The organism is uncultured Sunxiuqinia sp., assembly GCF_947495665.1.
Lineage (GTDB): Bacteria > Bacteroidota > Bacteroidia > Bacteroidales > Prolixibacteraceae > Sunxiuqinia > Sunxiuqinia rutila.
The window spans coordinates 80,271-100,971 of record NZ_CANLZV010000014.1 but is presented as its reverse complement, the minus strand read 5'-3'; the positions used below and the strand labels follow the sequence as shown (position 1 = coordinate 100,971).

At 44.4% G+C, this 20,701-nt stretch carries 16 protein-coding genes; 9 read left to right on the top strand and 7 right to left on the bottom strand.

Annotated elements, in window-relative coordinates; all coding sequences use genetic code 11:
* Window positions 1-88: 88 nt before the first annotated feature.
* The 4 genes from Q1A18_RS15325 to ald form a co-directional block, all read right to left on the bottom strand.
* A complete protein-coding gene (locus Q1A18_RS15325) occupies window positions 89-964 on the bottom strand; it encodes a hypothetical protein (RefSeq protein WP_299582452.1) in 876 nt (291 codons plus the stop codon).
* 23 nt (window positions 965-987) lie between these two features.
* Window positions 988-1,194 carry a helix-turn-helix transcriptional regulator gene (locus Q1A18_RS15320; RefSeq protein ID WP_299582449.1) on the bottom strand — a complete coding sequence of 69 codons (207 nt, stop codon included), beginning with the start codon at window positions 1,192-1,194 and terminating at the stop codon, window positions 988-990.
* A gap of 163 nt (window positions 1,195-1,357) precedes the next feature.
* Window positions 1,358-3,355, bottom strand: a complete 1,998-nt coding sequence (locus tag Q1A18_RS15315; protein WP_299582446.1) for a hypothetical protein — start codon at window positions 3,353-3,355, stop codon at window positions 1,358-1,360.
* Between the two features lie 319 nt (window positions 3,356-3,674).
* On the bottom strand, window positions 3,675-4,787 hold the full coding sequence (gene ald, locus Q1A18_RS15310; RefSeq protein ID WP_299582443.1) for an alanine dehydrogenase: 1,113 nt from the start codon (window positions 4,785-4,787) through the stop codon (window positions 3,675-3,677).
* 248 nt (window positions 4,788-5,035) lie between these two features.
* Between ald and Q1A18_RS15305 the strand changes: the two genes are divergently transcribed.
* The 8 genes from Q1A18_RS15305 to Q1A18_RS15270 all read left to right on the top strand — a co-directional run bounded on the left by Q1A18_RS15305 (window position 5,036) and on the right by Q1A18_RS15270 (window position 17,536).
* Window positions 5,036-6,241: a pyridoxal phosphate-dependent aminotransferase gene (locus Q1A18_RS15305; protein ID WP_299582440.1), complete on the top strand. Its 1,206-nt coding sequence runs from the start codon at window positions 5,036-5,038 to the stop codon at window positions 6,239-6,241.
* A gap of 318 nt (window positions 6,242-6,559) precedes the next feature.
* Window positions 6,560-8,065: a glutamine synthetase family protein gene (locus Q1A18_RS15300; RefSeq protein WP_299582437.1), complete on the top strand. Its 1,506-nt coding sequence runs from the start codon at window positions 6,560-6,562 to the stop codon at window positions 8,063-8,065.
* 42 nt (window positions 8,066-8,107) lie between these two features.
* Entirely contained in the window at window positions 8,108-9,496 is a 1,389-nt protein-coding gene (gene glmM, locus Q1A18_RS15295; protein WP_299582434.1) for a phosphoglucosamine mutase, read from the top strand.
* Between the two features lie 246 nt (window positions 9,497-9,742).
* Window positions 9,743-11,146 (top strand): efflux RND transporter periplasmic adaptor subunit, encoded by a 1,404-nt coding sequence (locus Q1A18_RS15290; protein WP_299582431.1) that lies wholly within the window; start codon window positions 9,743-9,745, stop codon window positions 11,144-11,146.
* 8 nt (window positions 11,147-11,154) lie between these two features.
* A complete protein-coding gene (locus tag Q1A18_RS15285) occupies window positions 11,155-12,498 on the top strand; it encodes an ABC transporter permease (RefSeq protein ID WP_299582428.1) in 1,344 nt (447 codons plus the stop codon).
* Between the two features lie 20 nt (window positions 12,499-12,518).
* Window positions 12,519-14,006 carry a TolC family protein gene (locus Q1A18_RS15280; RefSeq protein ID WP_299582425.1) on the top strand — a complete coding sequence of 496 codons (1,488 nt, stop codon included), beginning with the start codon at window positions 12,519-12,521 and terminating at the stop codon, window positions 14,004-14,006.
* A 5-nt stretch (window positions 14,007-14,011) separates the two neighbouring features.
* On the top strand, window positions 14,012-15,244 hold the full coding sequence (locus Q1A18_RS15275) for an efflux RND transporter periplasmic adaptor subunit (RefSeq protein WP_299582422.1): 1,233 nt from the start codon (window positions 14,012-14,014) through the stop codon (window positions 15,242-15,244).
* 117 nt (window positions 15,245-15,361) lie between these two features.
* Window positions 15,362-17,536 carry a DUF5916 domain-containing protein gene (locus tag Q1A18_RS15270; RefSeq protein ID WP_299582419.1) on the top strand — a complete coding sequence of 725 codons (2,175 nt, stop codon included), beginning with the start codon at window positions 15,362-15,364 and terminating at the stop codon, window positions 17,534-17,536.
* A gap of 118 nt (window positions 17,537-17,654) precedes the next feature.
* Here Q1A18_RS15270 and Q1A18_RS15265 read toward each other — a convergent pair whose 3' ends face one another.
* Window positions 17,655-18,155 carry a thioredoxin fold domain-containing protein gene (locus tag Q1A18_RS15265; protein WP_299582416.1) on the bottom strand — a complete coding sequence of 167 codons (501 nt, stop codon included), beginning with the start codon at window positions 18,153-18,155 and terminating at the stop codon, window positions 17,655-17,657.
* Between the two features lie 14 nt (window positions 18,156-18,169).
* Entirely contained in the window at window positions 18,170-18,613 is a 444-nt protein-coding gene (locus tag Q1A18_RS15260; protein WP_299582413.1) for a helix-turn-helix domain-containing protein, read from the bottom strand.
* A 981-nt stretch (window positions 18,614-19,594) separates the two neighbouring features.
* Between Q1A18_RS15260 and Q1A18_RS15255 the strand changes: the two genes are divergently transcribed.
* Window positions 19,595-19,717, top strand: a complete 123-nt coding sequence (locus Q1A18_RS15255; RefSeq protein ID WP_299582410.1) for a hypothetical protein — start codon at window positions 19,595-19,597, stop codon at window positions 19,715-19,717.
* Window positions 19,718-20,112: 395 nt separating this feature from the next.
* Here the strand turns inward: Q1A18_RS15255 and Q1A18_RS15250 are convergent, their stop codons facing one another.
* The gene (locus tag Q1A18_RS15250) at window positions 20,113-20,424 is read right to left on the bottom strand and encodes a hypothetical protein (protein WP_299582407.1); all 312 of its coding nucleotides are present in this window, start codon (window positions 20,422-20,424) and stop codon (window positions 20,113-20,115) included.
* Window positions 20,425-20,701 lie beyond the last annotated feature (277 nt).

The following is a 20,701-nucleotide window of genomic DNA, read 5'->3' as shown; positions in this document are numbered from 1 at the left end:
GTTTGTCACGGAAATTCAGAAAACAAACCGGATTCAAACCAGCACCGGCAGGCTAGCCCATTCCGGACAAGAATTGTCTTTCTGTAAATTAATTGGAAGCAAAGTTATACATGGCTGAAATTGAAAAAATGAGCAGGACGATAAACAGGTAGAATGGCAACCACAGCATACTGATTATTCCTGTAATATTGTTGAAGTTGCTGAAAAACAAAACCAGCATGATGGGGATGGAGCTTAGCAGCGTAACAGTGGCTGACTTGTAAATGTCAAATCGTTGTTTTTCATCATACCAACCCGACTGCCGCCCGCGAACAGCATGGATGAACCAACCGATAAGAATCAACAGGTAGGGTAAAAATACAAACACACTGTATGGAATTACGATCCATTTGTAAGTTTGTGGATTGGTGCGCAAATAATATTCGGCAGTAACAAGCAACAGTCCTGTTAAACCGCAAACAATGCCGACAACATTTAAGGAGATAAACAGTTGTTCACTCGCTAAACTTAAGGATTGATTCTTGGATTTTTGCGCCTTTTTGAGTCTGATAAAATAAATCAGCGCATAGACGATAAATAGCCCGTGCAGGCTTTGCGCCATCCAAATGGCTTTCAGTTCTGAATTTATCGGGAAGCCTTGCGGGTATTCTTTGAGAATGTCAGTTAGTACTCCCCAATGGGGAAGTATGGCAATCAATGAGAGCGCGCCAATAATGAGTAAAAGGACTCCGGCTAAAAATGAATTTGCCTGCTTTTTTAGATTGAGAATAACGGACAGAATGATGGTGATATGGCTAAAGAACAACACCAGCAGGCCAATAAATAGCAGCATGACATAGGCTGCAGGTTGATCAAACCATTGGTCAATGTTAAAGTATTGAAAGGAGTTGTAGCTTAGCCAGCCTGCATTAATACTGCTTAAAAGTATGCTTGTCCAGATTGATGTATTCGCAAACTTTTTCATGTTGGTTTCTTTTAGAAGTAACCTTACTCTTCAGTGATGAAAAAAATATCTTCAACAGATTTATGAAAGAACTTAGCAATTTTTAGAGCTAACAGCGTTGATGGTACAAATTTCCCTTTTTCAATGGAATGAATGGATTGACGCGTTACGCCAACTTCGTTTGCCAATGCTTCTTGAGACATGTCGTCGTAATCAAAACGACAGCGCTTTAAATGATTTCCCAACTTCATTGTTGTCAATTATATGACAACAAAGGTAAAGTATACTTTACATTTATGCAAGAATAATTGACAAAAATAATTCAATATCTGATGAAGCTAAAAAGTTCCTCCAGAGGTGCTTAGGTTCTGCTTCCAACCGTTGCTGTTCAGAAGAAGGATGAAACTTTTGAGTTTATTTCGACAGCCAGTCTTTTAGTTTTCGGGCCAGGTGGAATACTTGCAAGCCCGCTTGCCCAAAGGTATAGGCCACGGAACCTTGAATCCATAAAAGCCCGGATGGCTTTTCGTTCGAATCGAATTTCGATTTCAGGAACTGAAACAGGATGCGGGGTGATAAATGGGTGATTATTTTTTCATTGTCATTGAGGTTGTTACCCACCTTGAATTTGTCGAAAATAATGGTTTCTCTTCTTTTAGGTTTTTCAATAAACAGGTAGAGCGAGTTGAGCCCGCAGGAGGTTATGGCTGATTTGGCATTGGTCATCAACCAATGAAACGTGGCGTACTCTTTAGCAAAAAAGACAATGTTCTCATACAGTTTATCAATGTATTCCTGGGCATACCTTCCCGAATTTTCTTTGGTATCAAATTCCGGATAAACCTTATCGTTTTTCTTTTTGTAAGCAATGGTGCTTCCATGAGTAGTCATAGCAAAAACCTGTTCGGCCACTGCCACAAAGCCACTGTTCAGTGACCGGTCGACTCTGGCCGACCATATAATTTCTTCCGGGAAAAAGCCAGCCATGTATTCACCGGCCTCGTCAGGAAGCAAACGGTCTTTGAAAACACCAAAATAATAGCCGAAAACCTGTTTGTCGCCAAGAATGGAATTAATTGATTTCTGGCAGGTTCTTGTCCAGCCTAAATCAACAATGGCAATGGATGAATCTTTATCCAGCATGCCTTCCTGGTCGAAATAGTCACGTGCAATTTCCCGCTGTTTTCTGGCTTCCTGAAGAATTTCAGGAAGGACATTTTTATGAGTCAGTAAGTCCAGGAAAAGCTCCACGTTTCCTTCGTTCAGCTTTTGGTCGTAAAAACTTTGGTCGATTGCAAAAGCATCCAGGCCGTCATTCAGCAAATGGACATCTATATTAATGCGTCGCATCATTTGTACGGGGGTTCGTCCAACAGCCCCACCCATAATTCGCCTGAATTCTTCTTTTGTTCCCTGATCAATTCCAGCCAGATAAAAGGTTCTTCGCGAACCGTACAAATAGGAGAATTGGATGTCAGGATAATTGGCACTAAACATTTTGGCTATTTGAAGGAAGATGTAGGCATCGCGCGCTAAAAAGTAAATTTTGTTGATTCCACGTTTGTGGGCATCTTCCAAAACCCCGGCAACAAAGGGCACAAAAAGAGGCGCAATCACATCTGAAACCATATCGGTGATGGCCGAGTTTTCAGAACAGAGGCGTATCGTTCGGGCAATTCCGGCCATTAGCACCCCTTGCAGCGGATTGTCAGACAAGGTTGCCGATTTTATCCATTCCAGCTCATAACGCGTATACTGAACTTGTCGTAACAGCTTGGTGCTAATCCCCTTTCGTTTCGGAACCAAATGATCGTTTTTTTTGTCGTCTCCGCAATGGAACCACTCCTTAAACCCGACGTTTTCTTTTTGTGCAATTAGCTCAAATAAGGCTCCGCTGTCTTTGGTCAGTCCAACTTCGTTTGAAACATAAAGTTTATCGCCTTCCTTCCAAAAACCATGTTCTACTAATTGTTTTTTTATGAAATTTGCTGGCAGGTACATGTCTGATATGTAGCAGACTGACTTGCCCTGATTGTGTAAGAAATCAATCGCCGACCGGGTTGACTGAATTGGACGCAATACTTTTTCTTCCAGTGAAAGTTCCAGTTGAATCAACCGTTCAAGGCCAAAGGATTCAAGAATGCCTGCGTTCAGCGAAGCGTAAATTTCCTGAATGGAAACATCTTCCCTGGACGAAGATTTCAGAGCGGCGAGAGCTTTCTTTTCTGCATTGATTCGGGCATTCACAAAGTCGTAAATAAGCACTTCGGGGGCGTCTTCGCCATACAATTCAAGCGCCATCAGGTAAAACACAATTCGTGGTTTTCCACAGGTTCGAATCAAGCAGGTGTCGAAAACATCAAACGAGTGAAATTTATAAGAGGCTTTTAAAAGATCTTTATTCTTTAGCATATTAGTCGGTGATAGAAAGTAAAAAAAATGTGTTGACGTGTTTTTTCAAAGGTTCTGTTTTTGGGGCGGTTCTTCTTTTTGGAAGCGAAGAACGGTTAACTTAAGTTTAACAAGGTATGCCTTTAAAAGTTTGTGTGAAAGGAAGAAAAATGAATGGAAAAATCAATTGGTTACAGGGCTGTTCGCTTTTCTGTTTGCGAATGATTATGTGCGGGGTAAACAACATTGGCGGGCGGTTCAAAAATGATTGATCGTTCCAAAAATAAAGGTGATGCTGAAAGCCAGCACCACCTTGCAAAATGAGATTGCCTTGTTGCTTTTACAAAACCGTTTCTACCGGAACGTGAGGAAGTTCAAAGGCTTCGGCCACTTCTTTGTACACAATTTTGCCTTCAACCACGTTTAGCCCTTTTCGCAACGGAAGATTGTCCTGACAGGCTTTTCTCCATCCTTTGTTAGCCAGCTGAATGGCGTTGGAAAGGGTGGCATTGGTCAGAGCCAGTGTTGAGGTGCGGGGGACAGCTCCCGGCATATTGGCCACACAGTAATGAATGACTTCATCAATCACAAAATTAGGATGGTCGTGGGTGGTTGGTTTGGTGGTTTCAAAACAGCCACCCTGGTCTACAGCAACGTCTACCATCACGGTGCCAGGGCGCATGGTCGACAGCATGTCGCGGGTGATTAGTTTAGGTGCTTTTGCACCCGGAATTAGTACTGCTCCGATGATGAGGCTGTGTGATTGAATCATTTCACGGATGTTGAATTCGTTGCTCATCATGGTTTTGACGTTGGCGGGCATGATGTCGTCCAGGTAGCGTAGACGTTTCAGGTTGACGTCCATGATGGTGACATCGGCCCCCAGTCCGGCAGCCATCTTTGCCGCTTCGGTACCTACAATTCCGCCGCCAATGATTAGCACCTTGGCGGGAGTTACTCCGGGTACTCCACCTAGTAAGACACCATATCCGCCATATGTTTTTTCGAGGTATTTCGCACCTTCCTGCACCGACATGCGCCCTGCCACTTCCGACATGGGAATGAGCAGCGGGAGCGAATGGTCGCTGAGTTCCACGGTTTCATAAGCCAGACAAACGGCTTCGCGTTCAATCATGGCCTGTGTCAGCACTTCCGACGATGCAAAATGGAAATAAGTATAGAGAATCTGCCCTTTTTTGATGAGTCCGTATTCCGGCTCAATGGGTTCTTTCACTTTTATAATCATCTCAGCAATGGCATAAACCTCTTCAATGGTTGGAAGTAGTTTGGCTCCTGCTGTCAGGTAAGTTTCATCGGAGAATCCGCTGCCAATACCTGCGGTGGTTTGCACATAAACCTCATGGCCGCATTTAATAAGCTCCGCCGTTCCGGCAGGAGTTAAAGCGACTCTGTTTTCGTTATTCTTAATCTCTTTAGGTACGCCAATTTTCATGTTTTTATCGTTTAGTTTGTGATTGTTATTTTCAAAAGTAAATGGTTAATTGCTTGAAAAACATGACAAAATCACAAGAAAACGCGCTGAATGCTCAACAACTTGCATCGCGTTTTAGCAGTTGGCAGTGAATTGACAATGTCGCACTCAAAAGATAGAAAAAATATCAAATTTCAACGAAAGGGGTTGTTTTTATTTAGGATTGATAATCGTACCTTTGGCGACTTAGCAAAAATAGTTTATTTAACATGCCAACAACATCAATTCGGGGAAACAGCATGCCTGACTCCCCAATCCGCAAGCTTGTACCACTTTCTGACCGGGCCAAGAAGCTGGGCCGAAAAGTTTATCATTTAAACATTGGGCAACCTGATTTGCCCACGCCGCAGCGAGCGTTGGATGCGATCCGGAATATTGACCGCAAAATTCTGGAGTACAGTCCGAGTGAGGGAATTTTATCGTTGCGCGAAAAGTTGGCGAAATACTATCATAAGTTTGTTATTCAGGTTGATGTGGAGGATATAATAATTACTGCAGGCGGAAGTGAAGCGGTTACTTTCGCGTTTATGTCCTGCCTTGATCCGGGCGATGAGATTATTGTTCCGGAGCCAGCCTATGCAAATTACGAAGCGTTTGCCATTGTTGCCGGAGCAGTGATCAAGTCTATTCCGGCTAAGATTGAAGAAGGTTTTGCCTTGCCCCCCTTGGAGGAGTTTGAAAAGCTGATTACCCCAAAAACAAAGGGGATCATGATTTGCAATCCGAATAACCCAACCGGCTACTTGTATACCCAGGAAGAGATGAATAAAATTCGCGACCTGGTTAAGAAGTACGATTTGTATTTGTTTTCGGATGAGGTATACCGGGAGTTTTGTTACACAGGAGCCCCTTATATTTCAGCTTTCCACCTGGAAGGAATTGAGCAGAATGTAATTCTGATTGATTCGGTTTCGAAGCGTTACAGCGAGTGTGGCCTTCGCATTGGTGCCTTGATTACCAAAAATGAGGAAGTGCGCAAAAACGTAATGAAGTTTTGTCAGGCACGCTTGAGTCCACCCTTGATTGGGCAAATTGCTGCCGAAGCCTCACTGGAAGAAACAGAGACTTACCTGATGGACTCGTACAATGAATATGTGAGCCGCCGTAAGTTCTTGATTGATGGGCTTAATCGCATCGAGGGCGTTTATTCTCCCATTCCGATGGGGGCTTTCTACACGGTTGCTCAATTGCCGGTTGACGACTCGGACAAGTTTTGCAGCTGGCTGCTTAGCGACTTTGAGTACGAAAATCAGACCATATTTATGGCACCGGCTTCTGGGTTTTACACAACGCCTGGCTATGGAAAAGACCAGGTTCGGATTGCCTATGTGCTGAACAAGGATGACCTTGGGAAAGCACTGAAAGTGTTGGAAGAAGCACTGAAGGTCTATCCGGGAAATACCCGCCGGAAGTAATTGAACAGCCTTGCTGGTTCCTGATCTCTGAAACTGATTTCTGTTAAATGCGCTGGCTTTTGCCCCTGGAGTTTGGTTTCAGCGATCCGGAACTGATTGTTTTTGAATACTTCCTTTTCTGGGACTTCCGATAACAGGAATATTATCTTTGCTTCTTCGTCCTTAGCTGTGCCTGCTGCGATTGGGAATACACGGCGTCATTTGATGCTTGATTCCTGCAACTCGTTTCCCGCAGGCTGCAATTGGTCATTCAAATTGATCTTCTGCTTTTTATTTCCAATTGGCATGACTACTTTTATGACTTAATTTTTGCATGCTATGTCATCAATTCAAAACAACCCCAACTTGTTGGTGCAATATCTTCAAAAGCCAGCTTCGGAATTTACCAAGGATGACTTGATTCGGTACATTGAAGAACGGGAAATTGAAATTGTTAATTTTCGCTATGTTGCTGAAGACGGTAAGTTAAAAACCATCAACTTTATGGTTACCGGGCATGACGAACTGGATATGATCTTATCTTCAGGCGAGCGGGTTGATGGAAGTAGTATCTTTTCATACCTCGAGGCAAATGCCAGTGATTTGTTTTTGGTGCCTCGTTATAAAACAGCCTTTTTAAATCCCTTTGCCAGCATTCCTTCGGTAGATATTCTGTGTTCGTTTTACGATAAGCATGGACAGCCGCTGGAAAGCTCTCCGGAAAATATTCTTCGCAAAGCGCAAAAACAATTCTACCGCGAAACTGGACTGACCCTTAAAATGATGGGGGAGTTGGAGTATTACGTGATCAGCGAGGCCGAAGAGGTGGTGGAATCATCGAGTAACGGCTATCATTGTGCCGAACCTTTTACCATGCATGAAAAACTTCGGGTGGAAGCCATCAAACTCATTGCGCAGTGCGGCGGTAAGGTGCGTTTCGTACATGCCGAAAATGGCCGGTTTACCCATGATGGAATACACTATGAACAGCATGAGATTGAATTTGCCCCCGTTGATCCCGAGGAAGCTTCGGATCAGTTGGTGATTGCCAAGTGGATTCTGCGCATGCTGGGTTTAAAATACAAGGTTAGTGTAACGTTTATTCCCAAAATTCAGCTAAACCAACCGGGAAGTGGCATGCACATTCACTTCTTGGCCGAGCAGAAAGGGCAGAACTGCCTGATTGAAAATGGTGAGTTAACCGCTACGAGCTTGCGCATGATGGCTGGTGTGTTGGAACTGGCACCGGCATTAACGGCTTTTGCAAACACCATTCCCATATCGTATTTATGCTCCATGCCCGGGCGGGAAGTTCCGGCATACGTTTGTTGGGGAAAGCAAAACCGGTCAACTTTGATTCGGGTGCCGCTGGGCTGGAACAACAAGCTGCCTTTGGGGGCTATGGTAAACCAGCAGGAACAGGCCAAGGTAGACTATTCGTTTCGGCAAACCATTGAGTATCGCGGAGCCGATGGATCGACCAATCCGTATTTGTTTTCAGCCGCTTTAATTGTCGGTTTTATCAACGGCTTGTCCGATCATGAGTCTGTTAAGAAGGCGGATGCTTATTACTGTTCTGAGAACTTATTTCTGACAAAAGGAAAGTCGGCAGAGGGAGAAAAACAGTTTGAACGCTTGCCTGGCTCGTGCTATGAATCGGCTTTGATGTTGGAGAAATTCCGGCACCATTTTGAAGCGGACTCCATCTTTCCCCAGTCAATTATTAATCATACCATATTAAAGTTGCAAGCCTTTGATGACCAGCATTTGATCGAAAACCTGCAACCATCTGAAGAAAATGAGGATTTGCAAAACTTGATTGGCGACTACTTGAATTACATGTAACTACATATTATCTCAATACAAAATTTTTCAAAATAGATTGGAATGACACTTATAAAATCGATTTCAGGAATTAGAGGAACTATTGGAGGAAAACCAGGCGATGGATTAAGCCCCCTGGATGTTGTTAAGTTTGGTGCTTCGTATGCCCGTTGGGTAAAAGAAGCAAGCGGCAAAGATAAACCAGTGGTGGTGGTCGGACGCGATGCGCGTATTTCAGGTCAAATGGTAGATGCTTTGGTTTGTGCTTCGTTAAACGGCATGGGATGCCAGGTTGTAAACATTGGGTTGGCAACTACACCAACAACCGAGTTGGCTGTGGTCAAAGAACAAGCTGACGGTGGTATTATTCTAACGGCTAGTCATAATCCTGCCCAATGGAATGCGCTGAAGCTTCTGAATGGCGATGGCGAGTTTTTGTCGGCTGAGGAAGGCGCTAAAATTCTGGCTTTTGCCGAAGCGGAGGATTTTAATTTCGCGGAAGTCTATGAGCTTGGAACGATTGAATATAAAGATTACCTGCAGGCACACATCGATCATGTGTTGAAGCTGGAATTGGTGGATACCGATGCGATTGCAAAAGCCAATTTTAAAGTCGCTTTTGATGCCGTTAATTCCGTAGGAGGAATTGCGATACCAGCCTTGCTGAAAGCGTTGGGTGTAAAGACCATTGTTCCAATCAACGAAGAAGCAACCGGACACTTTGCCCATGTTCCGGAGCCATTGCCCGAGAATTTGGTTGAAACCTGCAGTCTGGTTAAAGAAAACGAAATTGATGTTTGCTTTGTGGTCGATCCGGATGTTGATCGCTTGTCAGTTATTAGCGAAGATGGTTCGATGTTTAACGAAGAATACACCTTGGTGGCCGTGGCCGACTACATTCTTTCTGAAACTCCGGGAAATACGGTTTCCAACCTGTCGTCTACCCGAGCCTTACGTGATATTACCGAAAAACATGGTGGAAGCTATACGGCCTCAGCTGTGGGCGAAGTGAACGTGGTGAAGAAAATGAAGGAAACCGGTGCGGTGATTGGTGGTGAAGGCAACGGAGGCGTGATTTATCCGGCTTCACATTATGGGCGCGACGCGCTTGTTGGCATCGCCTTGTTTTTGAGTTTGCTGGCTAAGTCAGGCAAAACATGCACGGAACTTCGGAAAACCTATCCTGATTATTTCATCTCGAAAAATAAAATAGAATTGACTCCGGATATTGATGTGGATGCTGTTTTGGTACAGATGAAAGAAAAGTACAAAAACGAGCAGGTGAACGATATTGACGGTGTTAAAATTGATTTTGCCAATGAATGGGTGCACTTGCGCAAGTCAAACACCGAACCAATCATTCGTATTTACGCGGAATCAACAAAACCGGAAGCTTCACAGGAATTGGCCCAGCGAATCATTGGTGAAATCAAGGATATCATTTCCATTTAAACCTATCGGACAAATTGAAGTCTTATTACCTAAGAATGTAATCAACTATATTCTTAGGTAATATTAACTGATTTTAACGGCAAGTGGCATAATTGTTGTTAAATGAGATTATAGTCAGTAACTGATCCCTTTCTCATGAAAATGGAGAAAGGGCTATTTTTTTGCCATTAACCTACAATTGAATTCGTGAATTGAATAAAATCTCATCATAAAACTTACTGATAGACTGCTAATACATTTAGACTCATGAAAAACAAAAAAATCTTACTCATTGTCCTTATCCCGCTAGCATTAATTGTTGCCTATTTGGTATTTCAAGGCAGCGACAAGGTTGTTTCCGATATTACGGTAGAAGTTGCGAAAGGACCTTTCGAAATTCAAATTTATTCATCCGGTGAACTGGAATCCGAAAACTCGGAGAATATTACCATTCCCGAGAAAATGAAAGACCGGAACCTGCGGATTTATGAATTAACCATTACCGACTTAATTGACGAAGGAACCTATGTTGATTCCGGCGATTATGTTGGTACGCTGGATCATAAAGCCGTTGAGGAAAACATTAAAAATACGCAGGATCAACTGGAAACCCAGTTAACAGAACTTCAGGATGCGAAAATCGATTCGAACCTGAACCTGAGCAACCAGCGCGATGTAATTATTAATGCACAGCTGGATATGGAAGAGCGTAAAATTGTGATGGATGAATCCATTTACGAGTCGCCTTCGGTTCAGAAAAAAGCAGCGATGGATTATGATAAAGCATTGCGTAAATATGAGCAGGAAAAGAATGCCTATAAACTGAAGCGCGAGCAGGAAGAAAACCGCGTAACCCGGAGTTTTATCAACTACCGCCAAACCGAAGATCGCCTGAAAGAACTTCAGGTACTCTATAACTCATTGGAAATATTTGCTCCCAAGGCGGGTTTGCTTACCTACTACAAACATCCATGGGGCGAGGTGATTAAGGTGGGCTCGCGAGTAACCATGTGGAACCCGATTATTGCCACCATTCCTGATATGACCAACCTCATCTCCAGAACCTACATCAATGAAATTGATATTTCCAAAGTGAAAGTGGGCTTGCCTGTAAAAGTGGGTGTTGATGCTTTCCCGGACAAGGAACTTTCCGGCGAGGTGATCTCAATGGCCAACGTGGGGCAAAACATGCCTAACAGTGATGCTAAAGTATTCGAGGTGAAAATTAAAATTTTTGATGAAGATGCGGATTTACGTCCGGCCATGACGACCAGTAATGTGATTAAGGCGGTTACCCTGCAAGACACCTTGGCGATTCCATTGGAAAGCGTTTTTACCAACGACAGCCTTCAGTATGTTTACAAACTGCACCGGGGAGATGTACAAAAGCAAATTGTATCGCTGGGCGATGCCAATGAAAACTATGTGTTGGTTCAGGATGGCGTTGAGGAAGGCGATGTGGTTTACCTGGCCGCGCCTGAGGGTATTGATGAACTGGAGTACGAAGGCTTGGAGATTTATGCCCGCCTATTGAAGGAAAAGGAAGAGCGCGAGGCCGCGGAGAAATCGGCCAAGGATGATTTTGACAAAAAAGCAGGGGAGAAGAACTCGCAACCCGGCAATCCTTCCGCACGTGCCGGTGGTGTTTCATCAGGTTCAACCTCTAACTAGACAGCGCTATGTGGATAGAACGATATTTTCATGATGTGCTTATCGGGATCCAGGCAATCTTCGATAACCGCTTAAAATCAATGTTAACTGCTTTGGGGATTATTTTTGGTGTGGCCGCCGTAATTAGTATGATGGCCATCGGAAATGGTGCTGAGCAGGAAATTTTAGAGCAAATTAAAATGGTTGGAGTCAACAACATTGTGGTGACTCCTACCTCCGTAAGTATCGATGGCAGTGGATCGGGAGGCGAAGAGGATGGTGCTGCTGCCCGGTCAAAGTTCAGTAAAGGCTTGAGCCTGCTGGATGCGCAGGCCATCGCCGAAGTGATTCCGGCAGTCGATAAAGTCAGTCCGGTGATTTCGTTTAACTACTCGGCCATTCTGAATGGAAAGAGTAACCCCGTGGTGCTGGAAGGGGTTGATGCCAGTTATTTCGATGTCTTCAGCATCGGCTTGCAAAGTGGCGATGTGTTTAACCAAACACAAAGCGAACTGGGGCAGCCGGTGTGCCTTATTGGCGATAACATCCGGAATGTCTTTTTTAACCAGGAAGACCCGATTGGTAAAAGTATCAAGTGCGGGCAGGTTTGGCTGAAAGTCATTGGCGTTGTTGAAAAACGCGATTTTACGGCTTCAGCATCCGACGAAATGGGAATCAGCAGTTCGGACAACAAAATTTTTGTTCCGGTGCAAACCGTCTTACTTCGCTTTAAAAACCGCTCGCTGGTTCGGGCCGATGAAGTGGAACGTGCCAATTCGCGTCAGCGCAGTGCCGGCGGAACATCAGCCGATGAAGACAAGAACCTGAACCAGCTCAGTAAAATTATCATTCAGGTGAAGGAAACGGAACAGCTCAACGCTACAGCCAATGTGGTGAAACGTATGTTGTTCCGTCGTCATTCAGAAATGTATGATTTTGAGGTGACCATTCCGGAGTTATTGCTGAAGCAACAACAGCGAACCAAAAACATTTTCAACGTGGTATTGGGTGCCATTGCAGGCATTTCGCTGATTGTTGGAGGAATCGGGATTATGAATATCATGCTGGCGTCGGTGATGGAGCGAATCCGGGAAATCGGAACGCGTCAAGCCATTGGCGCTTCACAAAAAGACATCATTGTGCAGTTCTTGTCTGAATCAACCTTGATTAGTGTTTTTGGAGGAATCATCGGAATTATTCTTGGCGTGGCCTTATCTCAAATTATTACTGCCGTGTTTGATATTAAAACCATCGTCTCCTTTTTCAGCATTTTTATTGCCTTTGGCGTTTCGGCTGCGGTTGGAATCATTTTTGGTTATCTCCCGGCCAAGCAGGCAGCTGAAAAAGACCCGGTAGAATCACTCCGTTATTAACCTGAAACGACCAATATATTATGAAATCAAAATACATTTATACCTTACTCCTGTTTTTATCTATCTCTCTGAGCTCTTTGGCGCAGGAGCAACACCTGAAATTATCGCTGAACGCTGTTATTGAACTGGCCTCGCAGCAATCGCTCGATGCCTTTCGGAACGAAAACATGTTCCGGGCAAGCTACTGGGAATACCGGTACTACAAAGCCGACCGTCTTCCCAGCTTAACGCTGAATGCAACCCCGTTGGATTTTAACCGCTACCGTTCGCGGGAATATAACTTTCAAACCAATGAGGAAGAATACGTTCAACGCGAGTATTTGAACTCGGATTTTGGCCTTTCGCTGAACCAGAATGTGGGCTTAACCGGAGGTCGCCTGTTTTTGCGCTCCGACCTGGGGATTGTGAAAAACCTGGGTGACGGGCAGAAGGACTCCTATCAATCGACCCCCATTAGTATTGGTTATCAGCAGGATTTGAATGGCTACAACCGCCTGAAGTGGCAGGCTAAGATTGAGCCGCTGAAATACGAAAAAGCCAAGAAAGTATTCATCGAATCGCGCGAGGCGCTGGCCATCAAAGCCACACAACGCTTCTTTAGCCTGGTTTCCGCAGAAATCAACCTGTCGATTGCAGAGAATAACAAAGCCAGTGCGGATACCTTATACAAAATCGGTCAAGGGCGCTTTCAGGTAGGAACCGTGACACAGGATGAATTGCTGAACCTGCAGTTGCGACAACTACAAGCCGAGCAGGGACTGAATACGGCAAAGCTGGAATTGTTGCGCGCACAGGCAGACCTGAACTCTTTCCTGGGGTTGGGTAAGGAAACCAAAATTTCCTGCCTGGTTCCGAGTGAGCTCCCTCAGCTGGAAGTTCAGGCGGGATCGGCCATTGAACAAGCTTTGCAAAATAACCCCGAAATTCTGGATCAAAAACAACGCCTGCTACAGGAGGACCAACGGGTAGCCGAGGCCAAGTCGGAAACAGGCTTGAATACCAGTATCTTTGCGCAGTACGGTCTCGACCAGTCTTCCGATGAGTTTAAGAATGTGTATGACAATCCGGGGGAAAGCCAGCGTGTTCGCCTGGGCGTGAACATCCCGATTGTTGATTGGGGACGCCGTAAAGGCCGCTACCAAATGGCAGAATACAGCCGCGAGGTGGTGAAAGCTACCGTTCGTCAGGCTCGCATTGACTTTGAGCAGGAGATTGCCCAAACCGTTATGGAATTTAACCTGCAAGCTGCGCAGGTGCGAAACGCTGCTTTGGCTGATACCGTTGCCCGGCAAGGATTTGAAGTGGCTTTTCAGCGCTTCCTGATCGGGAAACTGGATGTGATCAACCTGAACCAGGCGCGCAACGACCAGGAACGGGCCCGGAAAGATTACGTATTGGCACTAAATGCTTACTGGCGCTATTATTACACCATTCGCCGACTGACCCTTTTTGACTTCGCTGAGGGGCAGCCATTATCGGAGGAATATGAAAACATTCTTGAAAACTAAGAGACATGAAGAAGCATAAGAAATTATTGATAAGAGGGATTCCTGTCTTGGTGGTGTTGCTGATCGCGCTGTTCTTTATTTTGGAAGAAACGGTGATGTCGGGTGGCAAAAGCTATTTGGTAAGAAATGGAAGTTTGGATGCCGTCATTGAAAGTGTGGGCGAAGTGAAGGGCGAAAAAGCCACTGAAATCAACATGCCCATGGCGATGCGTGATCGTGAATTGCGAATTTATCAGGTGAAGATTGTGGATTTGGTAGAGGAAGGCAAGATCGTGAAGAAGGGCGATTATATTGCGCAGCTGGATCAAACTGAAATATCGAGCCAGATGCGGGACCGGATGCAGGAAAAGGAAAAGGTGGATGCCGATTTGAAAAATGCGCGCATCGACAGTACCGTCCGGCTGACCCAGCTTCGCGAAGGAATTACTAATGCCTTGCTGGATCTGGAATACAATAAAATTGATTTGGAGCAATCCAAGTACGAATCGGAGGCCTACCAGCGAAAAACGCAGATGGCCTATCAAAAGGCCGAAATTGCGGTTGAAAAGAAACGCCGGGACTACCAGCTGGAGCAAAACCGGCGCAAGATGCAGGTTCAGCGGCATGAAAAACGCCTGGAGCGCCTGAATGACTTGATTGGCCGCTATCAGAAAGCCATTGTAGCAACCCGGATAACTACGCCGGAGGACGGAATTGTGATGTTTGGGACTTCATGGAACGGACGGAAGTTCTCAAAGGACGATGAGATCAGTATTTTTCGTCCCTTGCTGGCTACCTTGCCGGACATGTCTACGGTGATTTCCGAAACCTATGTCAAGGAAATTGACATAGCAAAAATCAGCAAAGGCGACAGCGTAAATATTACCCTCGATGCCTTGCCGGATAAATCGTATACCGGCGAAGTGGTTTACATTGCCTCCATCGGTGAAGATCATCAGGGCTTTGACATGAAGGTGTTTAAAGTGGTCATTCGCTTAAATGAGAGTGATGAGGACTTAAAACCCGGCATGACCTGTTCCAATCATATTATTGTTGATCATTACAGTGATCAGCCCGTTATTCCGTTGGAAGCTGTTTTTAGCGACAGCCTGCAAAAGGTTGTTTTTGTGAGACATGGCGGAAAAGTGACCAAGCAACCCGTTGTGCTGGGAGCCGAAAACAAAGGCATGACCGTGGTGCTGGAAGGTCTGCAGGAAGGCGACCGCATTTTGATGCATCCGCCTGAAGATATGCTTTAGCGATTGCTGATCGTTTGGTGTTCAAGTCCGAATCAAATTATACCATTTATAATTCGATTCGGACTTGTTTGTTTTTTGTACATTTACGATGCTAAACGAACCTGTAAACCTAACGTAATGAAAAAGATCCTGCTGCTGTTTGTCTTTTGGCAAGCCCTTGCCGGTACTGTTTGGGGTGTCGAAAAATCGAAGCCCGACAGCATTCAATCAACCTTTAACAAAGATTACATCCTTCAAGTCCGGAAAGCCCAAAGCCCCATTCAAATTGATGGGAAAATCGATGAGCCCGATTGGCACAAGGCCGACAAAGCCAATAACTTTACCCGGGTACTTCCGGTGGATACGGGCTTGGCCGACGCACAAACCGAAGTGGTGATGACCTACGATGACAAAGCCTTTTACCTGGGCTTTACGTTTTACGATTCCATTCCGGGCAAACGAATCATGGAGTCTTTTCGACGCGATTTTGTTTTTGGAAACAACGATAACTTCCTGGTTTTCTTTGACACTTTTCTGGATCAAACCAATGGCTTTTCGTTTGGAGCATCCGCTTCCGGAGCCAAATGGGATGGGATCATGTACGATGGAAGTGCGGTTAACCTGAATTGGGATTGTAAGTGGGAATCCAAAACCGTGCATTACGACGACCGCTGGGTGACTGAAATGCGCATTCCTTTTCGCTCCATCCGGTTTAAATCCGGAACCGACCGCTGGTATGTCAATTTTAGCCGGCTCGATTTGAAGCGCAACGAAAAATCGTCGTGGGCTCCGGTGCCCCGGCAGTTCCCAACGGCCTCGCTGGCCTATACCGGCGTGTTGGAATGGGAAGAGCCCCTGCCCAAATCGAAAACCATGTTCTCGCTGATTCCTTATGTGTATGGTTCGGTGGCCAAAGATTATGAGGCGGGCACCAAGGCCGACTATCGCAAGGATTTTGGTTTTGATGCCAAGATTGGCGTAACCACTTCCATGAACCTGGACCTGACCTATAACCCTGATTTTGCGCAGGCTGAGGTGGACGAGCAGGTAACCAACCTGGACCGCTTTGAATTGTTCTTTCCTGAAAAACGGCAATTCTTTCTCGAAAATTCCGATCTGTTTGCCGGCTATGGTTACGACGTGGTTACGCCGTTTTTCTCGCGTCGCATTGGACTGGATGCCCCGGTATTGTTTGGTGCCCGGCTGAGTGGCAAGCTGAATAACAACTGGCGGCTGGGGCTGATGGATATGCAAACCGAAAAGACGGCCTTTTTGCCCGCCCGGAATTTTGCGGTGGCCTCGGTGCAGCGCAAATTGTTTGCCCGCTCAAGTGTGGGGGTGATTTTGGTGAACAAAGAAAACATCAACGAGCCGGGCGGTGTGCAGGACTATAACCGGGTGGCCGGGCTCGACTACAATTTGGCCTCGCGCGACAATACCTGGAATGGCAAGTTCTTTTATCATCAATCCTTTGATGAGGAAGAGCACAGCCGGGGGCAATACGCGCAAGGCGCATCGCTGGAATACAAAACCCGGAACATTGGCTTTGGGCTGTCTCAAACCAGTGTAGGGGCCGACTACAGGGCCGAAGTGGGCTTTGTGCGGCGCACGGGCTATAACTTCCTGGGGCCTTCCTTCAACTATACCTGGGTGCCAAACAAGAAGATTGTGGCGCATGGTATTTTTGTGGAAAGTGAAAACTTTTACGACACCGATTTTGATAAGATCGATCACCAGCAAACCCTGGGTTACCAGTTTGAGTTTGAGAGCCGGGCCAAAGCCAAGTTCGGCTTCCTGGATTACTTTGTTCATCTTCAGCAGGATTTTGACCCTACCCACCAAAATGATGTTTTTTTGCCCGCAGGTTCTGAATACCGCTACCGCGGGGGCTGGCTCGAATACGAATCCGACAACCGGAAGAACTTCAAGTGGTCGGGTTCCTATACCAAAGGGGAGTTTTTTAATGGCGATATTGATTTGCTGGAAGGCATGGTGGGCTACCGCATTCAGCCCTATGTGAACTTTGCCATGAACTTAAGCTACAGCAACATTCGTTTGCCCGACCCGTTTGAAACCACCCGTATGTGGCTGGTTGGCCCCAAGCTGGATGTCACCTTTTCGGATAAAGTCTTTCTCTCCAGCTTTGTGCAATACAACGAGCAGATTGAAAACATGAATGTGAATATGCGGTTTCAATGGCGGTATGCGCCGGTGTCCGACTTTTTTGTGGTGTATACCGACAACTACTTTACCGGCGACTGGACCTCCCGCAACCGTGCACTGGTGGTCAAACTGTCGTATTGGTTTAATTAATACCTGTTGATAACTTTTGAAAGCTACGCCAAATGGGCGGTGGTGTGAGAGGCGCACTGGCGGACTATTAGTCCGTCAGCCGTCCACTCGATGTGTGTTGTTGTTTATTTGTCATCCATTATAAACCGTCTTTGGCAAATTGGACAAATTCCTGAATATCCATATATTTACTTTCCTTTTTTATTAGCTTGCTATTAGTATCAAAAATTACGAAGGTAGGAAAAGCTGCCTCTAAATGGTATAAATCCATAAAGTCAAGTTTTGATTTGTTTAACTTTTTATAGTCCTTAGTTTTCATTACGGCAGCTGGTCTTTTTAAATAGACTTTGGAGCATATGAAGTTTTCATTTATAAAATTTTGCAATGTTGTGTCTGAAAAGACATCGCGTTCCATTTTTAAGCACCAGCCACAACCGTCAGAGGTAAAATACATTAATAACGGTCTTTTCATTTTTTCCGATTCTTTCTGAGCATCGCTAAATTTGTCATATTTGAACTGAATTGAACGTGTGTCAATTTCAGTCTCTAAAGAATCTATTATTGCTTCTCTGTCTGTACAACTCCATGTTATTAGAAAAAAGAAAGCAAGTACAATTCGTTTAATTTTTATATAATGCATTGATTGCGTTTATTTTATTGATTCTTCTTTTCTATATAATTTCCGATAACCATACCAATTGCTCCGAATAAAATAGAAATAGTTATTGCTAATATCCCTTCCAGCTGAGTATCAGATGTAAATTTCATAAACATTAATATTATTCCAACAAGAAAGCCCAATGCTCCACCAATAATTGCAAAACCTATAAGATACCAAGGAATTCTAATCTTAATTCTGTCTGGATTATTCGGAACGGACTGAATTTTATCTATTTTTTCTTGCGGAAGATTCGAAAAATAATCCGATGACACATCTAAAGAGGAAGCAAGATTTTTTAATGTACTCCCTCTGGGTACACCTTCTCCATTCTCCATTCTTTGTATTGTCCGTAAGCTAAGTCCTGCTTTCTCACTTAGTTCTTCCTGTGATAATCCTTTACTTTCTCTTAGTTGTTTTATTCTAGTATGTGAATTCATTTTTATGATATAAATGAGATTGATTTTAGACAAAGGTAACAGCTCTGCTATAAAGATATTACGTCAAGTATAATAAATTAATACGTCATTTAAATGTCACAATATGGCGTAATTTTGACGTAAGAAATTGCGTTTATTTGACGCCCGCGCTGCCGCGCGATTGTATCGCGTGGCCTTTAGACGCTACGCTACTTTACAACGATGACATTATTCAATACCCCTTTTCCGCCTGAATAGTCCACAGCACTGCTATACAAATAATCTTCAGCTCTGAAAACCAATCCTGCTTCAACTGGATTATTAGGGATGTAATCTATTTTCTCATCAATAATTTTGATTAACCGCTCTACCCCCTTGTTTGAGCGTAGCGGTCACTAGGGCGAGCTGTTTTGAGTTTGTAACTCCTTTTACAATGTTGTTTGGCACATTTACAAATCCTTTTTCATCCGCATAGTTCCGCGCCGCACTGTAAATTGATTAAAAGATATTCATTGTTGTTTTTCAATGCAGTTGGTCTGTGTATTGTCGTTACAAACGACAAGCAGTTTACCCCTCGGCACCGCTTCGCTAAGACGAGGGAGAGTGTATTAGCAACCGTTGTTTCTCTTCTGTTATGTACTTCGCATGAATGCCAACATTCCAGTAATCCATCCATCGTCATAGTGTGCTGTTAAATTAGCACTAATAATTGATATTGCTAATCAGGTGTTTGTACGAAAAACAAACGAAGGATGAAATAGGATTGGAGGCTTGCTTGTGATGCGACTGATCAGATGACTCGTCGTTATCCAATCAGTAAGCTTCACCCACTAGCACCGCATTTGTAATCGGTGTCTCTCCCTGCCGAAATAGGCAAGTGGCGGCTTAAGTTTGCCAGTTGGGGTTGAGAAATTTCCAATGGGGCGCATTTCCCGACCAATTAAATCAAAGGAATAGCCAGTTGGATCGGTAATTTCCCCGATTAAATTTGAAAAATGGCCAATGGGAGCAGCGATTCCCACATGGGAAGTCAAAAAAATGGCCAATGAGGAGGTCATTGAAGCCAATGAATTCATAAAATTGACCAAGGGAAAGGAAAAATTGCCAATTGAATTGAAAAATTAGCCCGATGGGAGCATCAATTGAGGCTGTGGAGGGCCCGATCTGGCTAGGGGACAGTAAAATCAAGGGTTTTGGGATTTTCGCTGTTTCGGTTTCCTTTCATCGGAAGAGAAATGAGAAGCGTCGTTTATACGGAAGTCTTAACAACAAAACCACCTCGTCACCGGTAAACCGGTGCCACTCCTCCTTTGTTTCCAAGGAGGAGAAAAGAGCAGCCTGCACCTACCCGCGAACACTCGTAGACACGAACGTACGAACTCATGAAACAGTCAACATTCAATTCCTCCATTTCGCTGAAAGCATCGTCCGCCTTGATCTTTTCGTTCTTTTGGATCAAGTCCAAAGGACAAGTTTGCTTGAATGGTGTGTCGGAGAAAAGAAATTCAGGCTAGTGGTAGTTAGTCCATCTTTTGTTCGCGAACCAGCTTGCCGCTTTCGTCCCATTCTTTCCAGGTTCCAGCAGGAATACCTTCTTTAAATTTTCGTTCGCTTTTCTTTTGTCCGTTTTCAAACCACTCTTCCCATAAGCCTTCTTCAAATCCATTGAGATAAACTCCTTTTGTTTTTAATTGTCCATTGGAGTATTTTTCTTCGATACTTTCAAGCTCATTCACTGCTTCAAACTCCTTGTTTGATTTGAAATAATGATAAGTTGTGGGCATCAGCTGATTTTCTTCAACCAGGATCAAACTGTCGGGATCAAGTTTCAAAATTTTAAATTCGTTTGAACCGAGAGTGAGTTTATGGCCCTTGTGGGAATAGTTAGCTTTAAAACATTGATTCCCTTGTTTAAAGTCCGCACTTGAATTCGGGTTGAATCGAATAATTGTTTCTTGCTCACTTTCTTTGTTGTCGGAATCTTTCTTTTTCGATATAGGGATTATGGATGATTGAGATTTGATTGCATTTTCTTTTTTGGCTAATACCCATGTTCCGGTTAAATCATCTTTCGGATTGTTTTGCCCGCATGCATATAGCAATAGATAA